Origin of the sequence: Tissierella pigra (assembly GCF_009695605.1) — a bacterium.
Lineage (GTDB): Bacteria > Bacillota > Clostridia > Tissierellales > Tissierellaceae > Tissierella > Tissierella pigra.
In genome coordinates this window covers 1-22,538 of sequence record NZ_VUNQ01000017.1, presented here as the reverse complement: position 1 = coordinate 22,538, position 22,538 = coordinate 1, and the positions used below count along the sequence as shown (strand labels likewise).

General features: G+C 29.1%; 21 protein-coding genes. 15 read left to right on the top strand and 6 right to left on the bottom strand.

Annotated elements, in window-relative coordinates; genetic code table 11:
- Positions 1 to 87: 87 nt before the first annotated feature.
- The 14 genes from FYJ83_RS09265 to FYJ83_RS09200 all read left to right on the top strand — a co-directional run bounded on the left by FYJ83_RS09265 (position 88) and on the right by FYJ83_RS09200 (position 14,694).
- The gene (locus tag FYJ83_RS09265) at positions 88 to 1,587 is read left to right on the top strand and encodes a M1 family metallopeptidase (RefSeq protein ID WP_154440046.1); all 1,500 of its coding nucleotides are present in this window, start codon (positions 88 to 90) and stop codon (positions 1,585 to 1,587) included.
- 130 nt (positions 1,588 to 1,717) lie between these two features.
- The gene (locus tag FYJ83_RS09260; RefSeq protein ID WP_154440045.1) at positions 1,718 to 2,911 is read left to right on the top strand and encodes a D-alanyl-D-alanine carboxypeptidase family protein; all 1,194 of its coding nucleotides are present in this window, start codon (positions 1,718 to 1,720) and stop codon (positions 2,909 to 2,911) included.
- A gap of 1 nt (position 2,912) precedes the next feature.
- A complete protein-coding gene (locus FYJ83_RS09255) occupies positions 2,913 to 3,641 on the top strand; it encodes a LytR/AlgR family response regulator transcription factor (protein ID WP_154440044.1) in 729 nt (242 codons plus the stop codon).
- Positions 3,634 to 4,365, top strand: a complete 732-nt coding sequence (locus tag FYJ83_RS09250; RefSeq protein WP_154440043.1) for a sensor histidine kinase — start codon at positions 3,634 to 3,636, stop codon at positions 4,363 to 4,365. The genes FYJ83_RS09255 and FYJ83_RS09250 overlap by 8 nt, the downstream gene beginning before the upstream one ends.
- An 89-nt stretch (positions 4,366 to 4,454) precedes the next feature.
- A complete protein-coding gene (locus tag FYJ83_RS09245; RefSeq protein ID WP_195837971.1) occupies positions 4,455 to 6,305 on the top strand; it encodes an ABC transporter ATP-binding protein in 1,851 nt (616 codons plus the stop codon).
- Complete coding sequence (locus tag FYJ83_RS09240) at positions 6,280 to 8,124, top strand: ABC transporter ATP-binding protein (protein ID WP_154440041.1); 1,845 nt, start codon at positions 6,280 to 6,282, stop codon at positions 8,122 to 8,124. The genes FYJ83_RS09245 and FYJ83_RS09240 overlap by 26 nt, the downstream gene beginning before the upstream one ends.
- Positions 8,125 to 8,275: 151 nt before the next feature.
- Positions 8,276 to 8,770, top strand: coding sequence for a rhodanese-like domain-containing protein (locus tag FYJ83_RS09235; protein ID WP_195837970.1), 495 nt, complete (start codon positions 8,276 to 8,278; stop codon positions 8,768 to 8,770).
- Between the two features lie 83 nt (positions 8,771 to 8,853).
- A complete protein-coding gene (locus FYJ83_RS09230) occupies positions 8,854 to 9,576 on the top strand; it encodes a TVP38/TMEM64 family protein (protein ID WP_154440039.1) in 723 nt (240 codons plus the stop codon).
- Positions 9,563 to 10,252, top strand: a complete 690-nt coding sequence (locus FYJ83_RS09225; RefSeq protein ID WP_154440038.1) for a TVP38/TMEM64 family protein — start codon at positions 9,563 to 9,565, stop codon at positions 10,250 to 10,252. Before FYJ83_RS09230 ends, FYJ83_RS09225 begins: the two co-directional genes overlap by 14 nt.
- Positions 10,242 to 10,916 carry a TIGR04282 family arsenosugar biosynthesis glycosyltransferase gene (locus FYJ83_RS09220; RefSeq protein WP_154440037.1) on the top strand — a complete coding sequence of 225 codons (675 nt, stop codon included), beginning with the start codon at positions 10,242 to 10,244 and terminating at the stop codon, positions 10,914 to 10,916. Before FYJ83_RS09225 ends, FYJ83_RS09220 begins: the two co-directional genes overlap by 11 nt.
- On the top strand, positions 10,909 to 11,907 hold the full coding sequence (locus FYJ83_RS09215) for an aminoglycoside phosphotransferase family protein (RefSeq protein ID WP_154440036.1): 999 nt from the start codon (positions 10,909 to 10,911) through the stop codon (positions 11,905 to 11,907). The genes FYJ83_RS09220 and FYJ83_RS09215 overlap by 8 nt, the downstream gene beginning before the upstream one ends.
- The gene (locus FYJ83_RS09210; protein ID WP_154440035.1) at positions 11,897 to 12,586 is read left to right on the top strand and encodes a TIGR04283 family arsenosugar biosynthesis glycosyltransferase; all 690 of its coding nucleotides are present in this window, start codon (positions 11,897 to 11,899) and stop codon (positions 12,584 to 12,586) included. Before FYJ83_RS09215 ends, FYJ83_RS09210 begins: the two co-directional genes overlap by 11 nt.
- Positions 12,546 to 13,577 carry a heterodisulfide reductase-related iron-sulfur binding cluster gene (locus FYJ83_RS09205; protein WP_154440034.1) on the top strand — a complete coding sequence of 344 codons (1,032 nt, stop codon included), beginning with the start codon at positions 12,546 to 12,548 and terminating at the stop codon, positions 13,575 to 13,577. The genes FYJ83_RS09210 and FYJ83_RS09205 overlap by 41 nt, the downstream gene beginning before the upstream one ends.
- Positions 13,578 to 13,830: 253 nt before the next feature.
- Positions 13,831 to 14,694 carry a nucleoside hydrolase gene (locus FYJ83_RS09200; protein ID WP_154440033.1) on the top strand — a complete coding sequence of 288 codons (864 nt, stop codon included), beginning with the start codon at positions 13,831 to 13,833 and terminating at the stop codon, positions 14,692 to 14,694.
- 39 nt (positions 14,695 to 14,733) lie between these two features.
- Here FYJ83_RS09200 and FYJ83_RS09195 read toward each other — a convergent pair whose 3' ends face one another.
- The 5 genes from FYJ83_RS09195 to FYJ83_RS09175 all read right to left on the bottom strand — a co-directional run bounded on the left by FYJ83_RS09195 (position 14,734) and on the right by FYJ83_RS09175 (position 19,404).
- Positions 14,734 to 15,750 carry an ABC transporter ATP-binding protein gene (locus FYJ83_RS09195; protein ID WP_154440032.1) on the bottom strand — a complete coding sequence of 339 codons (1,017 nt, stop codon included), beginning with the start codon at positions 15,748 to 15,750 and terminating at the stop codon, positions 14,734 to 14,736.
- Positions 15,751 to 16,563 (bottom strand): ABC transporter permease, encoded by an 813-nt coding sequence (locus FYJ83_RS09190; protein WP_154440031.1) that lies wholly within the window; start codon positions 16,561 to 16,563, stop codon positions 15,751 to 15,753.
- A 5-nt stretch (positions 16,564 to 16,568) separates the two neighbouring features.
- The gene (locus FYJ83_RS09185) at positions 16,569 to 17,420 is read right to left on the bottom strand and encodes an ABC transporter permease (RefSeq protein WP_154440030.1); all 852 of its coding nucleotides are present in this window, start codon (positions 17,418 to 17,420) and stop codon (positions 16,569 to 16,571) included.
- A 25-nt stretch (positions 17,421 to 17,445) separates the two neighbouring features.
- A complete protein-coding gene (locus FYJ83_RS09180; RefSeq protein ID WP_154440029.1) occupies positions 17,446 to 18,720 on the bottom strand; it encodes an ABC transporter substrate-binding protein in 1,275 nt (424 codons plus the stop codon).
- Positions 18,721 to 18,999: 279 nt separating this feature from the next.
- Complete coding sequence (locus FYJ83_RS09175) at positions 19,000 to 19,404, bottom strand: hypothetical protein (protein ID WP_154440028.1); 405 nt, start codon at positions 19,402 to 19,404, stop codon at positions 19,000 to 19,002.
- Between the two features lie 671 nt (positions 19,405 to 20,075).
- On the opposite strand from FYJ83_RS09175, the gene FYJ83_RS09170 reads away from it, so the two are divergent.
- The gene (locus tag FYJ83_RS09170) at positions 20,076 to 20,696 is read left to right on the top strand and encodes a transposase (protein ID WP_154440027.1); all 621 of its coding nucleotides are present in this window, start codon (positions 20,076 to 20,078) and stop codon (positions 20,694 to 20,696) included.
- 27 nt (positions 20,697 to 20,723) lie between these two features.
- On the opposite strand, the gene tnpC is transcribed toward FYJ83_RS09170, so the two are convergent.
- Positions 20,724 to 22,298 carry an IS66 family transposase gene (gene tnpC, locus FYJ83_RS09165; protein ID WP_229768549.1) on the bottom strand — a complete coding sequence of 525 codons (1,575 nt, stop codon included), beginning with the start codon at positions 22,296 to 22,298 and terminating at the stop codon, positions 20,724 to 20,726.
- Positions 22,299 to 22,538: the final 240 nt, after the last annotated feature.

Sequence of the window (22,538 nt, the reverse complement as noted above, 5' to 3'; positions counted from 1 at the left end):
CTGGAAATTCTATACTTTTCAGTGGTTTTGAAATTATTATTGATAAAATTTCTCCATATAGTTAATATTAATATATGGAGGTGTATTATGAAAAAATTTAGATTATTCGTTATACTTTTAGTATTTATATTATTGGTATCAGGATGTAGGCAGGAAAGCGGTAAATTAAATCAAGACACAATAGTTATTAAGAACTTAAATGGAGTAAAAGAATCTACCATAAATAAATATAAAATAGATGTGGATTTAGATACTGAGTCCATGACATACAAAGGGAAACAAACCCTTATGTATACAAATAATACAGATGTAGATTTAGAGGAAGTTTATTTTCACCTATATCCTAATGCCTTTAAGACATTGGAAAATGCACCAATTTTATTTAATTTAGGACAAAATACTAACTCCTTAGATTATAGGGAAGGCTTGATAGATATAAAGAAAGTAAGCTCAGGAAATAAGGATTTAGAATGGAATATACATAGTATAGATACTATTCTCCATGTAAAACTCAACGAAACATTAAAGAAAGGTGAATCGACTGAAATTTATTTAGAATATAATGTAAAATTGCCTACTACAAAGGATAGATTTGGATACCATGATAAGGGAATAAATCTTGGAAACTGGTATCCCATAGTATGTGTATATGATGAAAATGGATGGAACCTAGACTTATACTATAAAGTAGGAGACCCTTTCTATAGTGAGGTATCTGATTATGATGTGACTATAACAGTACCTAAAGAAGTAGTAGTTGCTTCCAGTGGGAAAATCTTATCAGAGAAGGTAAATAAAAATAAAAAGACTTACAAAATAGAAGGGAAATTAATAAGAGATTTTGCCTGGGCTGCAAGCAAAGACTTTGTAGTGAAGGAAAAGAAAGTAGAAGGTACAATCGTTAAGGTTTACTCAATAAATAATAATTCACATATGATAGATAAAACCTTAGAAATAGGGGAACAATCTTTATTGACTTTTAATAGAATCTTTGGTGAATATCCTTATGGTGTATATTCCATAGTAAATACTGAGTTTCCTTCTGGTATGGAGTATCCAGGTATAGTTTTTATATCTAATGACTATTTTTATAAACATTTAACAAATATATTGGAAAAGGTCATAGTCCATGAAACTGCACATCAGTGGTGGTACGGTTTAGTGGGAAACAATCAAGTTAAAGAAGCTTGGTTAGATGAAAGTTTAGCCACATATTCAGAACTGATATATGTAAATGAAACTAGGGGAGAAGAAGAAGCTAGAAATTATTATAATGAAAATATTAGATTAGGTTATGAATATGGAGCTCAATATAGGAACATAGGAAATGAAGTAGTGAATAAACCTTTAGATGAATTTGCAGGATGGGATGATTATTCTATTTTAGTATATCTAAGGGGAGCAATGTTCATAGATAGAATAAAAAATGATTTTGGAGAAGAAGCTCTATACGAGATACTTAATAAATATTATGAAAGACATAAATTTCATATAGCAACTACTGAAGATTTTATTAAGGTCTGTGAAGAAGTAACAAAAACTTCCTTTGAACCATTAGTAAAGGAATATCTAAATGGAAATAAATAGATAAGGCAGAGAATATCCATATTCTCTGCCTTATCTATTTATTATATATTTCTAGCAAGTATATGAGAAATATATAATACATTATATAAATATAGATATATTTTTGTTACAATAAGTATGGAGGGATTTTATGAAGAGGCTATTATCAATTTTACTAATATTTATGATTGTAATAACAGGTACTATATCCTATGGAGATAGTATAAATACATATATTCCAGTTGTTTTAAGAGAAAATTTGCGAACATATATTTTAGCTGATTTTGAAACTGGAGAAATATTAGAAGAACATAATATAAATGAAGTAGTGGAAATAGCAAGTATATCTAAGCTAATGTCTTATTTAGTAGTAATGGAGCAAGTGTCAAAGGGAAATGTTTCCTTAGATGATATTATTACCATAGATAAGGATACTACTAAAATAAAGGGTTCTAGTTTTAAACTAAAGGTTGGAGAAGTATTTACAGTAAAGGAACTACTGGAAGCTGCCATAGTTATATCTGGAAATGATGCCGCATATGCACTATCAAAATATGTGGGAGGAACTGAAGAAAACTTTGTGAAGATGATGAATGAAAAGGCAAAAGAAATAGGTATAGAAAGTGCAGTATTCTACAATTCTACAGGACTTCCCATACCAGAAAAAGATGTACAAAATAAAATGACTACAAAGGAAATATTTCTTTTGTCTCAATATATAATTAAAAAATATCCTGAAATATTGAATATTTGTTCAATAAAATCAATAGAACAAATAGATAGAAATTATTTTGAGCTAAATACTAATCCTTTGTTAAATGAAATAAAAGGTGTAGATGGTTTAAAAACAGGATTTACAAATAAAGCAGGATATAGCTATGTATCTACCTTTACAATAGAAGGGAAGGCTGGAGAAAGTAAAGACCAAAGGCTTATAGCCATAGTAATGGGGGCTAAGGATTTAGAGAAAAGAAATATAATGGCTAAAATTCTAGTACAATATGGAATTGATAACTATTCCCATAAAGTATTTTTAGATAAAACTATTCCATTAAAGACCTTAGATTTTCCTAAAGGGCATATTACAAAAGTAGATGTGTTTCCAGAAAAAGAATTTTCAAGGCTAATAAAAAATGATGAAGATATAACAGTAAATCTACATATAAATGAAAATATGAAATTACCTATAAAAAGTGGTGCTGTCATAGGAAGGGCTGAAGTATTAGAAAATGGAGAGATTATCTTTGAAACTAATGTTTTAATTAAGGAAGATGTAATTAAAGCTAAATGGTACATAGTTCTTATGAGATATATTGAAAGATTATTTGGGAGAGGGGATAATTAAAATGTCTCAGATAGTTAATATAGCCATATGTGATGATGAAAAGGTACAGGTAGAATTATTGAAAAAATATGTAAAGAACTGGGAGACTAAAAACAATCTAAAAGTAAATATAGAATGTTTTTATAGTGGTGAGTCCTTTGAATTTAGTTGGAGTATGGACAAGAAATATAATATACTCCTTTTAGATATAGAAATGTCTGGAATAAATGGAGTAGATTTGGCGAAAAAAATAAGAACAGAAGATAATCTATTAAATATAGTTTTTATTACTGCTATTTCAGATTATATAGGAGAAGGCTATGAAGTAGATGCCATAAATTATCTAATAAAACCTATAATAGAAACTAAACTATATGAATGTTTAGATAAATCAGTGAAAAAGATTCATATGGAAGAAAAGATACTTCTTATAGATGTAGAAGGGAAAATTACTAGAATAAAGGAGAAGGACATAATATATATAGAGGCTTTTTCTCATTCTATAGATATTCATACAATAGATGGAATATATACTACCCGAAAGAACATCGGTGTTATAGAAAAGGAGTTAGATGCGAAACTCTTTATAAGATGCCATAGGTCCTATATAGTAGGCTTGAAACATATAAAGAGAATAGGAAAAACAGATATAGAGTTAGATAATAAAGAGACCATTCCTGTCAGTAGGAGACTATATTCTAAAGTTAATAAGGAGTTTATTAGATACTTTAGGGGTGAGGTAGATGAATAGCAAGATTTTATTTTTGCCCATAGGTATATCTCTATTAATAGGAGCTATATTTTTGATATGTAGATATGTATTCAATAGGTTAGTAGATAGAAGAATTAATAATTATCAAAATGAACTTATATCTAAACATTTTAATGAAGTGGAAAATGTTTATAAACAAATGAGAGGTTGGAGACATGACTATCATAATCATATACAGGTGATGAAGGCATATCTTTCCTTGGGAAAGTATGAAGACATGGATAAATATCTTAGTGAATTACATAAGGACTTAACCAATATAGATACAGTTATTAAAACAGGAAATATAATGGTAGATGCAATTTTAAACAGTAAATTATCTATAGCTATTAGCAATGATATAAAAATCAATGCCAAAGCAACAGTTCCAAAGGATTTGAAGATTTTAGATATGGATCTTTGTGTGATTATTGGAAATCTAATGGATAATGCCATGGAAGCTACTATGAAATTGGAGAATTTAGATGAAAGATTCATAAGAATCTATATAAGAGAAATGAAAAGTCAGCTATATATATCCATAACTAACTCTATAGGTGGAGAAGTAAAGAAAATTAACTTAGAATATTTAAGTACAAAACTAGGGATAAACCATGGATTTGGCTTAAAAAGGGTAGATAGTATAGTAAAAAAATATAATGGATTTATAAATAGACAAAATGAAGAAGGTGTTTTTGCAACAGAGATAATTTTACCCCTATAGTACCATTGGTGTCGTAAATTGAACCATTGGTGCTTTTTTTTACATAAATATAGATGTAATGCTATGATATAGTTGAGGTGATGGAGATTATGGAAGAAAAGATATTTAAGAAAAAATATTCTTTATTTGAAAATCTAAGATATTTAATGAAAAATATGTGGAATTGGGATAAGGGATTATTCGGATTTTTCATTATACAAATTCCTTTATTAGTACTTGGACCTTTACTTAGCATTTACCTGCCTAAAGTACTGATAGATTCTATTGTAGAAAATGTAGGCATAACTAAACTCCTAATAAATATTGGAATACCTATAATTGGTATTATAATAGTGGAAACAATGTTGAAAGGCTCATACTTTAAGACATTATTTGGAGGAGTAATCTATAGATTTAGATACATCCAAATACTAATCCATAAGGCTAATGATACAGATTTTGAAAATATAGATGGATCACAAGGACAAAACAAATTTATGAAGGCATTTATGGCAACAGAAAATAATGGTTCTGCTACAGAAGCTATAATTAAAGTTTCTGTAGAATTAATATCAAATATAGTAGGTTTAGTTTTATATGGAAGCATAATATTTACTATCCATCCATTGTTTGCGCTATTTATTGTTATTTCTTCTTTAACTAATTATTTTATGGGAGACTACGCAAATAAATTTGAATATAAAAATAAATCTAATTTAGCACCAATAGAAAAGAAGCTTAGATATATAAGGGAAAAGTCAGGAGATTTTAAGGCTGCTAAGGATTTAAGATTATATAATATGTCTTTATGGTTTAAAGAGATGTATAATATATTTTTATATAAAAGAATAAAGCTACAAAAGCAAAATATATCTAGAAAATATCTTGCTAATATTATAGATGGATTATTAGGTTTTTTAAGAGATGGCATAGCCTATGGAATTTTGATTTATTCTGTATTATATAAAAATATGAGTATAGGCAATTTTGTATTATACTTTGGAGCAACTGCTGGATTTTCTACTTGGTTATCAGCCATAGTAAAAAGTATAAATGAATTAAATAGAGTTCATTTAGAAACCATGGATTTAAGAGAATTTCTAGAGATGGAAGATAAGATGAATAGAGGTACTGGAGTAGAGTTACCAAAAGAATATGAATTACCCTGTGATATAGAACTAAGAAATGTTTTCTACAAATATCCAGAAGCAGAAGACTATACTATTAAAAATATTAATCTTCATATAAGAAAAGGAGAGAAGTTAGCATTAGTAGGAATAAATGGTGCAGGAAAAACTACCTTAGTTAAATTACTCTGTGGATTATATGCTCCTACTAAAGGCGAAATATATATAAATGATAAGAAATCCACCTTATATAATAGAGATGAGTATTACAAGCTATTTTCTGTAGTATTTCAAGATATATATTTACTTCCTATGTCCATAGAAGAAAATATTGCATCCCAGTTAGAGGAAGATATTGATGAGGAAATGATGGATAAAGTCCTTAATATGTCTGGATTAATGGAGAAGGTAAAATCTTTAGAAAAAGGTAAAAAGACTCTAATGTTAAAATCTGTCTATGATGATGCCATAGATTTATCGGGGGGAGAAAAACAGAAATTAGCTTTAGCTGCTGCATTATATAAGGATGGACCTATTATTATACTAGATGAGCCAACTGCGGCTTTAGATCCTATAGCTGAAAATGAAATATACCAGAAATACAATGAATTGACGAAGGAAAAAACCTCCATATTTATATCTCATAGATTATCTTCTACTAGATTTTGTGATAGAATAGTTTTTCTTAAAGATGGTGAGATAGTAGAAGAAGGCGATCATAATAGTCTAATGAATAAGGGCGGAATATATAAGGAAATGTATGATATGCAGGCTCATTATTATAAAGATAATATAGGGGGTGCAGAGAATGAAAAAAGATATACAGATTCTTAAATTTGGATTAAAAGAAATTCATATACTACAGCCTTGGGTGATTCCAGTTACTATTATTAATTCATTTTTTAAATCTATAATGCCTTTTATAAATATCTATATGTCCTCAAAAATAATAGACGAATTACTAAGAACAAAAGATGTGGATAGACTTATTTTCCTTGTAGGTATTACAATTGGGTTAAATCTTATTATTCATCTTTTATCCACAGGGTTTGGACATCTAAAGGGATTATTGGCTAGAATAATGTGGCAAAATCAAGACATGAGGATAAATGAAAAAATAATAAGTATGGATTATCAACATGTGGAAAACCCAGAAACCCATATTCTAAGAACAAAAATAACAGAAGGAGAAAGCATGAATGGTGGAGGAGTATATGCTCTTGTTAATTATTTTGATGAATTAATCACAGGTTTAGTTACGTTATTCACAAGTATTATATTGATAATGGAGATTTTCAAAGTGAATTCAAATGTGGGAGAATCTATTGGATTTATAAATTCTACAATATTCAATATGATTTTTATAGCTATATTGGTTATATGTACAATTTACAATCTAAAGCTAAAAGAAAACTCACAGAATAAATTTTTTAATTCTTTCAATAGAATGATCAGCTATAATAGAATGTTTTTCTTTTACTATGATCAAATTTCAGACTATAACTCGGGTAAGAGTGTAAGGTTATATCATCAACAGCCTTTACTCAATAAAAAATCTGAAAATATGTGCAATGGATTCCATCAGATATTAAATGAAATTATTTCTGATAATATTAAATATGGTGCAGCCAACGGATTTATTTCATCATTATTATCCGGTTTAGTATATATATTTGTAGGGTTAAAAGCCATGAGTGGTTCCATTACCATAGGAAATATAGTCAAATATACAGGAAGTATAAATCAATTTATGGCAGGAAGCGGTATGGTGCTAATGGCTATAGTAGGATTAAAGGCTAATAATCAATATCTACAGTTATATATGGATTTTTTAAATATAGAGGGAGAGAAATATAAGGGAACATTGCCAGTAGAAAAAAGAGATGATGATGAATATGAAATAGAATTTAGAAATGTATCTTTCAAATATCCAAAGACGAATAATTATGTACTAAAGAATATTTCTATGAAATTAAATATAGGGGAACGACTTGCCATAGTAGGTATGAATGGCTCAGGAAAAACTACTTTTATCAAGTTGTTGTGTAGGCTCTATGACCCAGACGAAGGAGAAATACTTTTAAATGGAATAGATATAAAGAAATATGATTATGATGAATATTTGAATTTATTTTCCATAGTATTTCAAGATTTTAAGTTATTTTCATTTTCCTTGGGACAAAATGTGGCTGCATCTGTAGATTATAATATTAGCAAGGTAGAAGATATATTAATTAAAGCAGGATTAAAGGAAAGATTAGCTACTTTGTCTAAAGGAGTTGAGACCCCATTATATAAAGATTTTGATGAAGATGGCGTGGAGATTTCAGGTGGAGAGGCGCAAAAAATAGCTTTGGCTAGGGCCTTATATCGTAATGCACCTATTATTATATTAGATGAACCAACATCAGCCTTGGACCCTATAGCAGAATTTGAAATATATTCTAAGTTCAACGAATTAGTAGGCACCAAGACAGCCTTTTATATATCCCATAGATTATCATCCTGCAGGTTCTGTGATGAAATAGCAGTATTCCATGAGGGGAGGATAGTTCAAAAGGGAAACCATGAAAGTTTATTGAAGGATATAGATGGAAAATACTATGAACTATGGAACTCCCAAGCACAGTATTATAATGAAGAGGCAATGTAGAGAGACTAAAAATTAGTAATGTAAATATAGTAAATACTATTTAAAATATCAATAGTGAGAATAAAATTTATAAATAATATCTATTTGTTTTTAAGTATGCCTTACTGTACAATGTAAGATGGATAAAAAATATTTTGGAGGTATAGATATTATGAAAAACAAATCATTAAAATTAATGTCAGTTCTATTAATTTTATCATTATTATTAGTAGCTTGTGGACAAAAAGCAGAGCAGGGAAATGCAGAAGCAAATCCAATGCAGTATGTTGCAAAAGAAGATTTAAAAACATCTATAGAATCAGACGCTGGGGAATACATTATTTTAGATGTAAGAAAAGTAGAGGACTTTAATACAAGTCATATAGTAGGTTCTATTTCAGGAGATGTGGATGCTGCTAATAAAGGCGGAGACGATGCTAAAGGAACAGAAAATTTAAAAGTAGCTCTTAAGGAAGCAACAGGAAATGAACTTGGAAATTCTGACAGCAAATACGCATTAGTGTGTTACTCAGGAAAATCCTATGCACAAAAAGCTACAGATTTAATGCTGGAAATGGGAATATCAGCAGATCAAATTTATACATTAGAAGGTGGAATGAAAGCCTGGGAAGAAGGCGGAGACGATTATAAAGGTCTTTTAGAATAATTAATATAAATGGCTATTTATTTAAAAATATTTTTAAATAAATAGCCATTTAACAAAAAAAATACTTTTAGTTGAGGTGAACAATGAAGGAAAACCTATTGAAACATAAATCAAAAGTAATTCTTGTAGGTATAATCTTAATATTAGTTTTATTATATTTTTTCAACCATAATGTAAATCAATTAGTAAATAATATATCTGCAATGTTTGCAACAGGAGACTTTACAGTTGTTAGGGACTTTATTGATGAATATGGTACCTATGCAATGTTAGTATCAGCGGGATTAATGATATTTCAATCAGTAATGGCACCGTTACCAGCATTTTTAATTACATTTGCCAATGCAAATTTATTTGGATGGTGGCAAGGGGCTATATTATCTTGGGTAAGTGCAATGTTAGGAGCAGCATTATGTTTTTATATATCCCGTGTACTAGGTAGAGATATAGTAGAAAAATTGACAAGTAAGGCAGGATTAGAAAGCATTGATAATTTCTTTGAAAAGTATGGAAAATATTCTATATTAATAGCTAGATTACTTCCATTTATGTCTTTTGATCTTGTAAGCTATGCAGCAGGTCTAACTTCCATGGCTTTTATACCCTTCTTTATAGCAACAGGAATAGGACAATTACCAGCAACCATAATTTATTCTTACGTTGGAGGTATGCTATCAGGTGGAGTACAATTATTAGTGACAGGGCTTCTTATTTTATTTGCATTATCAATATTTATTGTACTAATAAGAAATATATTTAATTCAAGAGAGCCAAAGGCTAGGAAAAAGGATAATGAACAAATATAAAAAAGTTTTGATTTTTATGCTCATAGTAGCTTTAGGATTATTTTTAAATACAAAATTTCAATTGAGTTCCTTAATAGATTCTAAGAATTTGAAAGAAGTTTCTGACTTTGTAGATAATAATTATGTGTATTCAATAGCTTTATATTTAGTATTTACCATAATAGGATCTTCGGTTTTAGCTTTGCCAGGAGTTACCTTTGCTGTTATAGCCAGTGGACTATTTGGTCCATGGATTGGGAGTTTATATTGCTTAATAGGAGCAACCTTAGGAGCAGTTTTATCATTTCTTCTAAGCAGATATTTATTAAAGGATTCTATAGAGGAGTTAGTTAAGAAAAATGATAAACTATACAATATAATATTTCAAACAGATTCTGAAAAGGAATTGTTAATTTTAATGATAACTAGACTACTTCCTATATTTCCATTTAACCTTCAAAACTTTGCTTATGGAATAACAAATATTTCTATAGTAAAATATACTATAGGAACTTTTTTGTTTATGATTCCAGGAGTTGTTATCTTTAGTATAGGTACAGAAGGAGTTATAAATGCAGAAGATAGAAGTAAAATGTTTTTAATGGCCTTATTAATAATATTTTTAATGATGGTTTTGGGAACATATTTATATAAAAAATACAAATTATTAACCATAAAGGAGCAAGATGAAGAATAAAGTAATTATTTTTTTTACAAGAATACCTACATTAGGCAAGACAAAAACAAGACTGGAATCTTTTTTAAATAAAGATTTATGTGTAAAGCTTCAGACAGCATTTATAAAAGATATTTATAACAATATAAAGGATATGGGAATAGAAATAATCATAAGTTATTCAGATCATGGTGAGCTAAAGGTTTTAAGGGATATAATAGGTGAAGATATATGTTTCTTAAAACAAAGAGGAAAAGATTTAGGAGAAAAGATGTATAATGCTATATCTTTTTCTTTAAAAAGGTATAATAATGCAGTGCTTATAGGAAGTGATCTTCCTTTAATAAATAAGAATGATATAGAAATAGCTTTTAAGATTCTAGAAACTAAGGATATAGTCATTTCTCCAACCTATGACGGAGGATATTATTTAATTGGTATGAAGGATGAAAATAAGGATATATTCAATATAAGATATAGTACAAGCTCAGTATTTAGGGAAACCATAGATAAAATCACAAACTTACAGAAATCCTTTGGGGAAGGAAATATTCAATTAGATATAGATGACAAAAATGATTTTTTAAAACTTTATGAAATATTAAATAAAGATAAGAGTATTTCCTGTGAAAATACAAGGAAATTAGTTAATGAAATAATGGAAAAGTGTGATAAATATGAATAAAATTAATTTAGATAATATAAGAAGAAATAAAGACTTCATAGAAAGATTTGGATTAGAACAGAAAGAAGAATTTATCTTACTGGGACAAGGAGAATATAATATTAACTATATTTTTAATTCAAAAGTTTATAATAAAAAGCTGATTCTGAGAATAGCCACAGCTAGTCAGATGAAATTAGAAAATCAAATTAGATATGAATATAATGCTTTAAAGTTATTAAGTATGACTAAGAGAACTCCAAAACCTATATATTGTGATGATAGTAAGGAATTAATACCTTATGGGTTTTTAGTTATGGAGTATCTCTCAGGAAAACATTTGGATTATAAAAAAGATTTAAAACTTGCATCAAAAGCCTTAGCAGATATTCATAACCATCCCATCTCAAAAACTAATCATCTGATAAAACCAGAAAATCCAATAGAAGCAATATATGAAGAATGTCTGAAAATGTTTGAAATATATAGAGTATCAGAATATATGGATATGGAAATTAAAGATAGTATAGATTACTTACTGGAAAAAGGAAGAAATATAAAAACTACAGATATAGGAAATAGAACTATAATAAATACAGAGCTAAATTCTGGAAATTTCCTTATAAATGGAGAAGGAGACAATAACTATATAGTGGACTGGGAAAAACCATTATATGGCTATCCAGCACAGGATTTAGGACATTTTTTAGCACCTACAACCACATTTTGGAAAACGGATATTATTCTATCTAAAGAAGAGATTGATTTCTTTATAAAAGAATATTGTAAAAACTCTAATCAATACAAAGATGAAAAGGAACTTTGGAACTCTGTAAAAAATTATCTATCTATGAATTGTCTAAGAGGGATAACATGGTGTGCAATGGCTTATGTAGAATATCAAGAACCAAATAAGCTTATATCCAATGACTCCACATATAAGAAGATTAAATCTTATTTGTCTAAGGAGTTTTTAAGTATGATAAAAGAGGAATATCTAAATGAGTATTAAATCGGATAATAAGGTTTCAATTATAATTCCTGTATATAATGAAGCTTCTAATATAAATGAATTAATGGATAATTTAGCACAATTTAAAGATTGTTGTGAAATTATATTTGTAGATGGTGGCAGCAATGATGGCACAGATAAAATAATCCAAGAAAAATATAGCCTTGTCTATTCTCCGAAAAAAGGTCGATCTAATCAAATGAACTATGGAGCAAAATTATCAAAAGGAGAGATACTTTTATTTCTACATGCAGATAGTTTGCTTCCCCATGATTTTCTCAATGAAATCCATAAAATAATTTCCCAAGGATATAAGGTTGGATGTTTTAAAATAAAATTTAATAGCAAAAACTTTCTTATGAAAATATGTGGCTTTATGTCAAATTTAAGGGTTAGATTAAGAAATATAGCTTTTGGAGATCAAGGAATATTCATAGTTAGAGATTATTTTTATGAATTAGGTGAGTTTCGAGACATACCTATTATGGAAGATTATCAACTTTCAATGGATATAAAAGATAGTGGTGAAAAAATAGCATTAGGAAAAGCAAAAATAGAAACTTCAGAAAGACGCTTTATAAAAAATGGTAGATTAAAAACTATGATAAGAATGCAAAGGCTACAATACATGTATAGAAATGGAGAAGATATTAAAAAGATTGCGAATTTATACAAATGAGAAGGTGAAGGATTTGAAATCAAGCTATGAAAAATGTATTGACTGTGGCAAATGTACAAATTGCTGTTTGTTTTTAAAAAAATATAATATAAATTTAAAGGATTATGCCAATTTACCAAATCTCGCCTATAATTGTTATCTTTGCGGAGAATGTAAAAGAGTTTGCCCAGTTGATATAGATGGTAGGCAAATATCCTTGGATTTAAGGAAAAGTAAAATAGAAAAGGGATATAATCTATATTTAAATGGATATGGAGCATTACTCTTAGAAAAAAGAAACTATATCTTTAAAAATTATAAAGATGTAAATAGTACAGTTGCCTTTTTTCCAGGATGTAATTTTTCAGCATATTATCCTAGTACAACTAAGGTTATCTCAAAAAAATTAAAGGAAGACTTTGGAATTTCAACTGTATTTGATTGTTGTGGTAAACCTATAGCTGATTTGAATATGGCAAAGGAAAAAGAAATTGTAAAAGAGAGATTAAACAATAGATTTAAAGAATTAGGAATTAAAAGGCTTATATTACTATGTCCAAATTGTTATTATTATTTTAAAAATAATTTGGATATTGAAGTATCTATGATATATGAACATAAGGACATAATGGAGAGTCTAATTTCTAAGGAGAATCCTAATAAAATAGAAGGACCATTATTTTTACCTTGTCCAGATAAAGATAGCAGACAAATCTATAAAATGATAGAAAAATATATAAGAGATACCCAAGAAATAAGAGAAATTCAGTGCTGTGGTGCAGGAGGATGTGCATCTATAAAAGAAAAAGAACTTACTAAGAATATGCAGGACAAGTTTAAAGCCTATGATGAGAAGATATATGTATACTGTGCTACCTGTGCAGGTATGATAACAAAGTCCAATACAAATGTGGAGCATATCCTATGTAAACTAATTGGTACAAAGGAAACAATATCAGTAGGAATAAATTCCGTAAAAAACAGAGCATTGTTTTGTTACTATTCAGGATAAATAAGATAAATATAATAAAAATACTAAATGAACATTTGCAGGGCATGACTATAATTCTTAGAGAATGTAAGCTGAAAAGCTGTTAAGCAACTTGCACTGTTTGAGCGTAGCGAGTTTGCAAGTTGTAGGATTTTTAGCTGGAATTCTCTATAGAATTATTCATGACCGAAACCGTAAATGTGTATTTCTATTATATTTTAAAGGGTTTGTGAATAGTAGCATTGTTTTCTCTTAAAGAACAGGAGTGATACTAATGGGTAGAAAGATAATAATAGATTGTGATAATACCTTTGGCATAGATGGTTGTGATGTAGATGATGGTCTTGCGATTATATATGCTTTAGCCCAAAGGGAGGTGGAAGTATTAGGTATAAGTACAACCTTTGGCAACAATAGTTTAGATATTGTATATCCCAATACTATTTCCTTTATGAAAAATATTGGCTATCCAGAAATTCCAGTCTATAAAGGGTCAGAAGATTCCTATGAAAATAATAAAGCAGCAAAGTTTTTAGTAGAGATGGTAAATAAATATAATGGAGATTTATGTATATTAGCAACAGGCTCATTGACCAATTTATATGATGCCTGGAAAATAGATAATAAATTTTATGAAAAGATAAAATCCATTTCCCTAATGGGAGGAATAACTGCACCATTGGTTATAAACAACAAGATTTTAAACGAATTGAATTTTTCCTGTAATGCTGAGGCGAGTCTAAATGTTTTGGAACATGGAAAAAATATCACTATAGCCACAGGAAATACTTGTTTGGATGGATTTTTTACAAGGGAAAGATTTGAAACATTAAAAGAAGGTAATGATTTTGAAAAATGGCTATATGTTCAGTGCGAATATTGGTTTGACAGAGAGAAGAATGTATTTAAAAACGAAGGAATATATATCTGGGATATATTGTCAGCAGCAGCTCTTTTGAATCCTAATTTGTTTATAAAAAATACTATAAATATTTCACCAGATGAGGAAAGTATGAAAAAAGGCTTATTAATAGGAAAAGGTAAAACACGAGAAGTCATTATACCAAAGATAAAGGATGTAGATGAATATATAGAACATGTATATAATCAATATAGGATTTTTGGAGAAAAATTTTAATTTTAACCTAAGGATAAACTTATAACCAATAGAAAAATTCTACATTGGTATGAAAATAAGTTTATCCTTTACAATTTCTACATTGACTTTATCACCTTCCATAATATCTGTAAAATCTGGTACAATACTTTCTAGCGTTAAGTCTTTAATAGTACTATTTAATTTAAGTAAATAATTATCTCCTTGATATATTTTATTGATTACTAAGAATTCACCAACATGGGATTTAAACGGCCTTACAGCTAAAGGTCTAATAAGGCATTTATATTTTCCATTATTTTTATTTACATCTATATTAAATAGTTCACTAAGAAATCTATTATCCATTATTTCTCCATCAATATATGTTCCTTCTAAGAAATAATCTGCTACTATGGTGTTTGCAGGATTGTTAAAAATATTTTTAGGTGTAGTATACTGTTCTATTTGTCCATTATACATAAAAGCTATTTTATCTGACATAATTAAAGCTTCTTCTTTATCATGGGTAACTAGTATAGTAGTTATTTTATATTCTTTTTGCAGCTCCAAAACTAATTCTCTCATGTCCTTTCTTAAATTAGTATCAAGACTAGAGAAAGGTTCGTCTAATAATAATACTGTTGGCTCAGCTGCAATTGCACGTGCTAGAGCAACTCTTTGTATCTGTCCTCCAGACATTTCGTGGACTCGTCTATTTTCATATCCAACTAATTTAACCTTTTTAAGTAATTCTATAGCTCTTTCCCTGCATTTGTTTTTATTAACACCAAGTATTTTCAACGGAAAACCTATATTTTCAGCTACTGTCATATGGGGAAATAATCTAAAGTCTTGAAAAACAATAACAGTCTTTCTTTTGTAAGGTGGTATATTGTCTATTATATTTCCACCTAATATAACAGAACCTTCATGTTGATTTATTATACCTGCTATTGTTTTTAACATAGTGCTTTTTCCGCATCCAGAAGGACCTAGTAAAGATATGAATTCGCCGTTTTCAACTTTTAAATTTATAGATTTTAATATCTCTTTATTGGATAATGTTACAGATATGTTTTTTAATTCTAATTCCAATTATATCTCCTCCTTATTATCTTGATAAGGTAATTTTTTTATGATTTTATCTATAATTAGGAAAACTAAAAGTGTAGATATAATAAATACTAAAGCATAGGCAGAACTCAGGGAACGGTCTCCCTTTGCTATAAATGGTACCATAAGTACATTAAAGGATTTTACTGTCCCTCCACCTATTAGTAAAGTAATGAAATACTGACTGAATGAAGTAATATAAGCCATACTAATACTTGCCATTATTCCTGGTGTAAGCAGTGGAAATGTAATATATATAAATGATTTTAAAGGTGATGCCCCTAATACATAAGCCTGTACCTCCATTTGCTTACCTACAGATTCTGTTAAATCTTTCATAATATTTATAGTATAAGGCAGTGTATATATTAAATGTATTATTATTACTCCTAATACAGTATCAGCTAAAGACAGTTTTATAAATACTATATGTATGCCCATGGCAAATACAGCTCCTGGGACTAAGATCGGGGCAATGGTTAAAAATTCTATTACTGTTTTTCCTATGAAATCGTATAATACCAATGCTCGAGCAGTGATCGTAGCAATTATTGCTGATAAAATTGCTACAGATAAAGACAGTAATATACTTGAAAATAATATTGAAAATACGTTTGAATAAGGTGCAAATATTTCTTTAATAGCTCTAAGGGAATAAGTTGCTGGTAATAAATTAGGCCAAGGCCATCTTCCTACAAAAATCCAAAGAATAAGTATTGCCATAGGTGCTAATATTGTAAACAAAGTAATGTATAAAAAAATCTTTAATAGTTTATTGGAATTAGTACTTTTCATCAATATCACCTTTTATTCTTTTTTGTAGTTATTAAATAATACATTCCTGCCATAGTCCAAGTTATTATTAATATTAATCCGTTCATTGCCATAGCATAGGGCCTATGACGTAAATCTGGATGAATATATTCAATATGTGCCTGTACAGGTAGTGCTTTTGGCATAGTTGCACCTAATAAAAATGGCAAATCATAAGCTCCAAAGGAAAAGGTTAAAATAATCAAGAAGGCTTTTCCAATGGCAGGCATACTTAAAGGTAGAGTTATATAAAAGAATGACTTTAATTTAGAAGCACCTAAGTTTTCTGAAGCCTCTCCCAGAGTTTTATTTATACTGGACATTAAAGCCAAGCTAAAGTATGCAACAAAGGGTATCTCCTTCCATATATATCCTAATATAATTCCAAAGTTATTTTTTGTATATAGTAACAGTGGAAAATCCCCCTGTGAACTAATCCATCCTAATTTGTAAAAAAGTCTAGCGATTAAACCATTTTGTGAAAGTATACTTATTAGAAATAATGCTACTATAGTATGGGGAATAATTATGGCAAGCTTAATTATTTGAAGGATTTTACCTTCTGTATGTCCAGTATATACTAGTGCAGCTGTAAGTATAGTACCTAAAATTACTGCCAATATAGAAGAAATAATTGATATTTGCAAACTTGTTTTTAATGAATCAAGGAAAGTAGGGCTATTAAGTATCTCAATATAATAATCCAAAGTGATGTCTGTAAGATCAAAAGCTGGAATATATCCAAAGCTTTGAACAATTCCATTTATAACTCCAAATATAAAAAGAACACCCAACAATACTATGGGCATTATAAGTATATAGGGTGTTTTTTTATTCATAATATTCACTCCTAACTATTTGCTACTATTTACCTATTATTTCTTCTAACCAGATTTCTTCTATTATAGGAACAATATTAGCTGGCATTTCTGGTAAACGTTTACTAAGAAGTTCATCTTGTGGCAGTACTCCTTTGCCTATATTGATTTTATCAAAGCTTTCTTTTTCTGCGTCGGTTAATTTATCATAGGAGACTACAGGCAAGGACCTTAACTCTTCAAATTGAGTTGCTTGTATCTCAGCTGAAATGATTTCATTAATAGCCACCATTGCAGCAGCCTTATTAGGTGAGTTTTTAGCAATAGCCATATAGTTAGTATTTCCTACTGTACCTTTGTCAAATAAAAATGTTCTTACAGTTTCATTGTATATACCCTTTTCGATTCCTGTGGCTACTGAATAAGGACCATAGGACATAGTCATAACTAATTCACCATCTTCAAACATATTATTGACTTCTCCTGAAGTTGCAGGGAAAGTTTTGCCTTGATTCCATAAGTATTTATTCAATTCTTTTAAATACTCTAAGGCAGGCTCTATTGCAGCTTTAACTATTTCTTTATCTGCCTCCATATTTAAGAATTGCTCGTGTCCAACTACATCATAAATTAAAGTTCTTACAAAGGCACTTCCTGTAAAATCAGGCAAAGCAGGGTAAGTTACTTTGCCTTCATATTTTTTACAATACTCCATGAATTCTTCAGCATTCTTTGGAGTTTCTGAAGTTGTTGCACTATCATTTATAAATACCATTTGTGCCTTACCATATGGTGCTTCATAGCCATCTATGGTAAAGCCAAAATCATTTTTAACTTCTTCATCTTCAGTATCTATATATTTTTCAAAATTAGGTAATTGTTCTGCAAAGGGACCAAATAGTAAATCATTCTCTTTAGCAGAATAAAAATTTTCCCCATTAATCCATATCATATCTATTGACCCTTCTTCTAAACCAGCTTGTTTTTCTCCGGCTAATTTAGCCAATATATTGTCAATATCCATGCCAACTACTTCTAATGTAATATCATATCTTTCCTTTAGTATTGGAGCAACAGTTTGGCTTAACCATTTATTTCTATCTTCATCTCCACCCCAACCATAGAAACTAACAGTATCTCCTTTGGCTTCTTCAAGTATTTTATCAAAGCTCATATTTGGGTCAAATACCTCTGTCTTAGGTGTTACATTTGAGTCACTATCTTTTACTATATTTGGATGTTCTTTATTTCCACTACAACCTGCAATTAGAAATAAGACCATAATAATTGCTAGAAATGATGATAATTTTCTCTTATTCATGTTTTCCTCCCCTTATTTGACAAATTTTTTACCAATAATAATTATAGCATATTAATTGTAATATCTATGATAATATTATTCTATAATGATTATTTGATTATTTATTATATCTATAGGGATGGAAATAAAAGGTAATTTGGTAAAAAATAAATTTGATTTATATGATTTGTACAGATTGTCAATTAAAAAATTCCAATACCATATTAAAAATAATATTGTATTAGAATTTTAGATTAACTATATATTAATTTTTTAAATTTATCTTATAAATAAGTCTGTCTATTTATTTCTTTCATTTAAACGAGTACATTCATATAAAGTTGGTAAATATTCTACATCCTTATAGGTACATCCATTAGGACACATTGAAGATTTTCTACGGGCATATACGTTAGTTAAATGAAAGTCTTGAATATTACAATGGGAACACATTTCACCAGACTTATCAGTTCGACCATATATTGTTTCTATACCCTGATAAATATCATCATAACAATGCTCACAAATTATCCCCGTAGAAAATCTTGCTTTTAGATTTTGAAACAGATTATTCGTGGATTTTACTGAAGGGTTTCTTTGAACTTCTGGATCAAGTGACCTTGCATCAGAAGTAATACTGAAGATAAAAATAATTGACAAAACACCCATTAAACATCTAATGATATTTCTTCGATTAAGTGACACTCTATTCACCTCCCGATTAATATCCATTAAATTAGTATAATTTGTTATGGAATAAAACTTATAATTAGAGTAATTTTAGATTTACAGGATATTATGATTTTCTTAATTACTATAACATTGACAAGTACATAACAAACTAATTTAAGTACATTGTATTATATGTACAAGTATATATCAATGTACTTTTTCCGATATTATCTCCTGTTTTTCGACATAAACCTTTAGTGAAATATTAATGGATTATAAAGTATAGAGTTTAATTATAATTATCTACTTTACAATTTATAATAATAAATGGCAAGTTGTGTTCTATCCCTTAGAGATAGCTTTTCTACGATTTCCTTGGTAGCTTCCATTCCTTTTATTTTTCTAATTTTGTATAAATAAGGATTAAATTTGATCTAGTATTTTATAAATACCCATACTAAAATAAATAAACTTAAGATTATTAATAAATTGAATATCTTAAAACTTCTAACCAAATTATAGAATTTTCAATCTCAATATTATAATGAAGAGGCAGTGTAATTAGATAACTTAGTGGTTACCTTTGACATAAAAAAGGGGCTGTCTCAAAATAAAAAATAACAAATAAAATGAGACAGCTAAAAGATATCAAAAAATAGTAAAAACGGATTCCAAAGAATCCGTTTTTTGTGTATAATTTTTTTATGGAAAAAACAAATACACAAAAAGATTATAGCAAAAATTGTAATGTTTATCAATTAGTACTTCCTGTAAATACAGAAATATTAATACCACAAAATGATTCTGTGAGACTACTAAGCCAAATACTGGAGGAAATAGATTATAGAAATTTAGAAAAAGCGTACTCTCATCTCGGGAGAAATCCAGTAGTTTCACCAAAGACTCTTTTTAAAATTTTAGTTTATGCATATATGAATAATATCTATTCTACAAGAAAAATTGAAATAGCTTGCAAAAGAGATATTAACTTCATGTGGCTATTAGAAGGCCAGAAGGCTCCTGATCATAATACAATAGCTAGATTTAGGAGCGGAAAACTTACAGAAGTTATAGAAGATTTATTCTATCAGTTCGTTAAAAAACTAGGAGAATTAGGAGAAATAGAATATAAAAATATATTTATTGATGGAACAAAAATCGAAGCAAATGCTAATAAATATAGCTTTGTTTGGAAAAAATCAACTAACAAATTTGAAACAAAATTACAAGAAAAAATTAAAATATTAATAAACAAAATTAATGATAAATTTGGGAAACAATGTAAGCGTACAATAAAAGATGTATTGATAGCTATGGGAAGATAATGTATCATCTTCCCATAGAGTCTTTTATTAAGCTTTACATGTTTTTTGAATAAGTTCAGCCCAAGGCATCATTAAATCTAAGATTTTGGGATTTGTTTTGAAATCAGATCCTGGCAATCTTGATAATACAAATTCTAAGTATTTATAGGGGTTTAGTCCATTGGCTTTTGCTGTTTCTACTAGTGTATATACACATGCACTTGCATTGGCTCCTTCAGGACTACCACAGAAGGTCCAATTCTTTCTACCTATGGTAAATGGGCGTATGCTGTTTTCTGCAATATTGTTGGAGATTACACAGTTTCCATCTTCTAAATAGGTTTCTAATTTTTCTTTGTGATTTAGGGCATATTGAAGAGCCTTCCCAATATTGGATTTAGGAAGTACTTTTTCATTTGAACTTTCTACCCATGACCAAAAGGCATCTAAAACTGGTTTTTCCTTTTCCAGACGCATCTTTTTCCTATCTTCTGGTGATAGACTTTTAAATTTTCTTTCCCAGTCGAATAACTGGTTGCAATATGCTATTCCTGTTGCAGGTAAGGTGGCTTCAGGACTTTCCATATCCTTAGGAAGAGCATCCTTGAAATATCTTCTGACATGTGCCCAGCATAGACAATGGTGAATATCTTTCACTTTACCATAACCAGTATAGCCGTCTGTATGTAGATATCCATTGAAACCTTTCAGGAAGTCCTTGGCATTGTCGCCTGTTCTACCTTTAGCATATTTAAATATTCTGATTCCATGTTTAGAATCAGTTGAGGTAGAGTAGACCCACATGTAGGATTTTGTGGTATTCTTTTTACCTTCTTCTCTAAATACTTGGACTGGGGTTTCATCGGCATGTAAGTATTTCTCCTTTAGGAGTTCTTCATGTAGTTTTTCTACTACTGGATTTAGCCATTCTTCTGATGTTTTTATGATCCAGTTAGATAAGGTTGCACGGCTTAATGGAAATCCCATCTGCTTCCAATCTTTTTCTTGACGATACAGTGGTACTGCTTGGACAAATTTCTGATACATTGTCCATGCTACGCTTGAATCAGTAGCATAGGAATGTTGAAGTACAGGCTCTGGTGTAGATGGACTAAACATCCCAGGTCTGTTTTCTTTCTTACATGTTCTGCATTCATATGTTTCTTGGTATATATTAACTACAGATACTTCTGCTGGTACATATCTGATTTCTGATCTTACGAATTTATTACCTACAACGGAAAGTCTATTGCCATCTGTTGGGCATATTTGTTTCGATTCTTCTATTTTAAATACTTGGTCGTGGCTAGGTAAATCTTTAAATAGATCTTTTCTCTTGTATCCTTTTCTAGTTCTTTTAATTGGCTCTTCAAATGGAACTGGTTCTAGAACAGCTGGATCCATTTCGCTTTCTGCTTCATTGAATAAACCTAGTTCTATATCATTAATTACTAGCTGACCATCTATGGCAAAGGTTTTTTCTGTTTTTCTACCATAGAGTTTTTGTATTAGATATTCCATATTTTCATTAGATCTTTTCAACTCTTCTCTAAGAGCTTCTATGGTTTTATTCTGAGATTCAATTGTATCTTGTAGAGTTCGTATTAAAGAGTTTTCAGTCATTGGAATTTAGCCTTTCTTTCGAGCTTTTATTTAAGTATATTATACCATTTTCAGCAGTCAAAAACAAGAAAAAAGATGCATGAAATCACGTATTTTTCAATAGTTTCAAGCATTGTCAACGACAATCTAATTCTACATAAAAAAGTCATTTAAAAAGTGCAGAGAATTTATTTATTTAAAAGAGTATTTGTGATTTCTTTTCTAGAAGACATATACTCTTTTCTATCTTTTAATCTGTAT

Bases quoted from the DNA above. Each gene is read 5' to 3' on its own strand.
- FYJ83_RS09255 (WP_154440044.1), top strand. From the start codon at position 2,913: ATGTCTCAGATAGTTAATATAGCCATATGTGATGATGAAAAGGTACAG.
- FYJ83_RS09200 (WP_154440033.1), top strand. From the start codon at position 13,831: ATGGGTAGAAAGATAATAATAGATTGTGATAATACCTTTGGCATAGAT.
- tnpC (WP_229768549.1), bottom strand. From the start codon at position 22,298: ATGACTGAAAACTCTTTAATACGAACTCTACAAGATACAATTGAATCT.
- FYJ83_RS09235 (WP_195837970.1), top strand. From the start codon at position 8,276: ATGAAAAACAAATCATTAAAATTAATGTCAGTTCTATTAATTTTATCA.
- FYJ83_RS09170 (WP_154440027.1), top strand. From the start codon at position 20,076: ATGGAAAAAACAAATACACAAAAAGATTATAGCAAAAATTGTAATGTT.
- FYJ83_RS09250 (WP_154440043.1), top strand. From the start codon at position 3,634: ATGAATAGCAAGATTTTATTTTTGCCCATAGGTATATCTCTATTAATA.
- FYJ83_RS09265 (WP_154440046.1), top strand. From the start codon at position 88: ATGAAAAAATTTAGATTATTCGTTATACTTTTAGTATTTATATTATTG.
- FYJ83_RS09185 (WP_154440030.1), bottom strand. From the start codon at position 17,420: ATGAATAAAAAAACACCCTATATACTTATAATGCCCATAGTATTGTTG.
- FYJ83_RS09190 (WP_154440031.1), bottom strand. From the start codon at position 16,563: ATGAAAAGTACTAATTCCAATAAACTATTAAAGATTTTTTTATACATT.
- FYJ83_RS09220 (WP_154440037.1), top strand. From the start codon at position 10,242: ATGAAGAATAAAGTAATTATTTTTTTTACAAGAATACCTACATTAGGC.
- FYJ83_RS09180 (WP_154440029.1), bottom strand. From the start codon at position 18,720: ATGAATAAGAGAAAATTATCATCATTTCTAGCAATTATTATGGTCTTA.
- FYJ83_RS09245 (WP_195837971.1), top strand. From the start codon at position 4,455: ATGGAAGAAAAGATATTTAAGAAAAAATATTCTTTATTTGAAAATCTA.
- FYJ83_RS09230 (WP_154440039.1), top strand. From the start codon at position 8,854: ATGAAGGAAAACCTATTGAAACATAAATCAAAAGTAATTCTTGTAGGT.
- FYJ83_RS09210 (WP_154440035.1), top strand. From the start codon at position 11,897: ATGAGTATTAAATCGGATAATAAGGTTTCAATTATAATTCCTGTATAT.
- FYJ83_RS09240 (WP_154440041.1), top strand. From the start codon at position 6,280: ATGAAAAAAGATATACAGATTCTTAAATTTGGATTAAAAGAAATTCAT.
- FYJ83_RS09205 (WP_154440034.1), top strand. From the start codon at position 12,546: ATGGAGAAGATATTAAAAAGATTGCGAATTTATACAAATGAGAAGGTG.
- FYJ83_RS09215 (WP_154440036.1), top strand. From the start codon at position 10,909: ATGAATAAAATTAATTTAGATAATATAAGAAGAAATAAAGACTTCATA.
- FYJ83_RS09260 (WP_154440045.1), top strand. From the start codon at position 1,718: ATGAAGAGGCTATTATCAATTTTACTAATATTTATGATTGTAATAACA.
- FYJ83_RS09225 (WP_154440038.1), top strand. From the start codon at position 9,563: ATGAACAAATATAAAAAAGTTTTGATTTTTATGCTCATAGTAGCTTTA.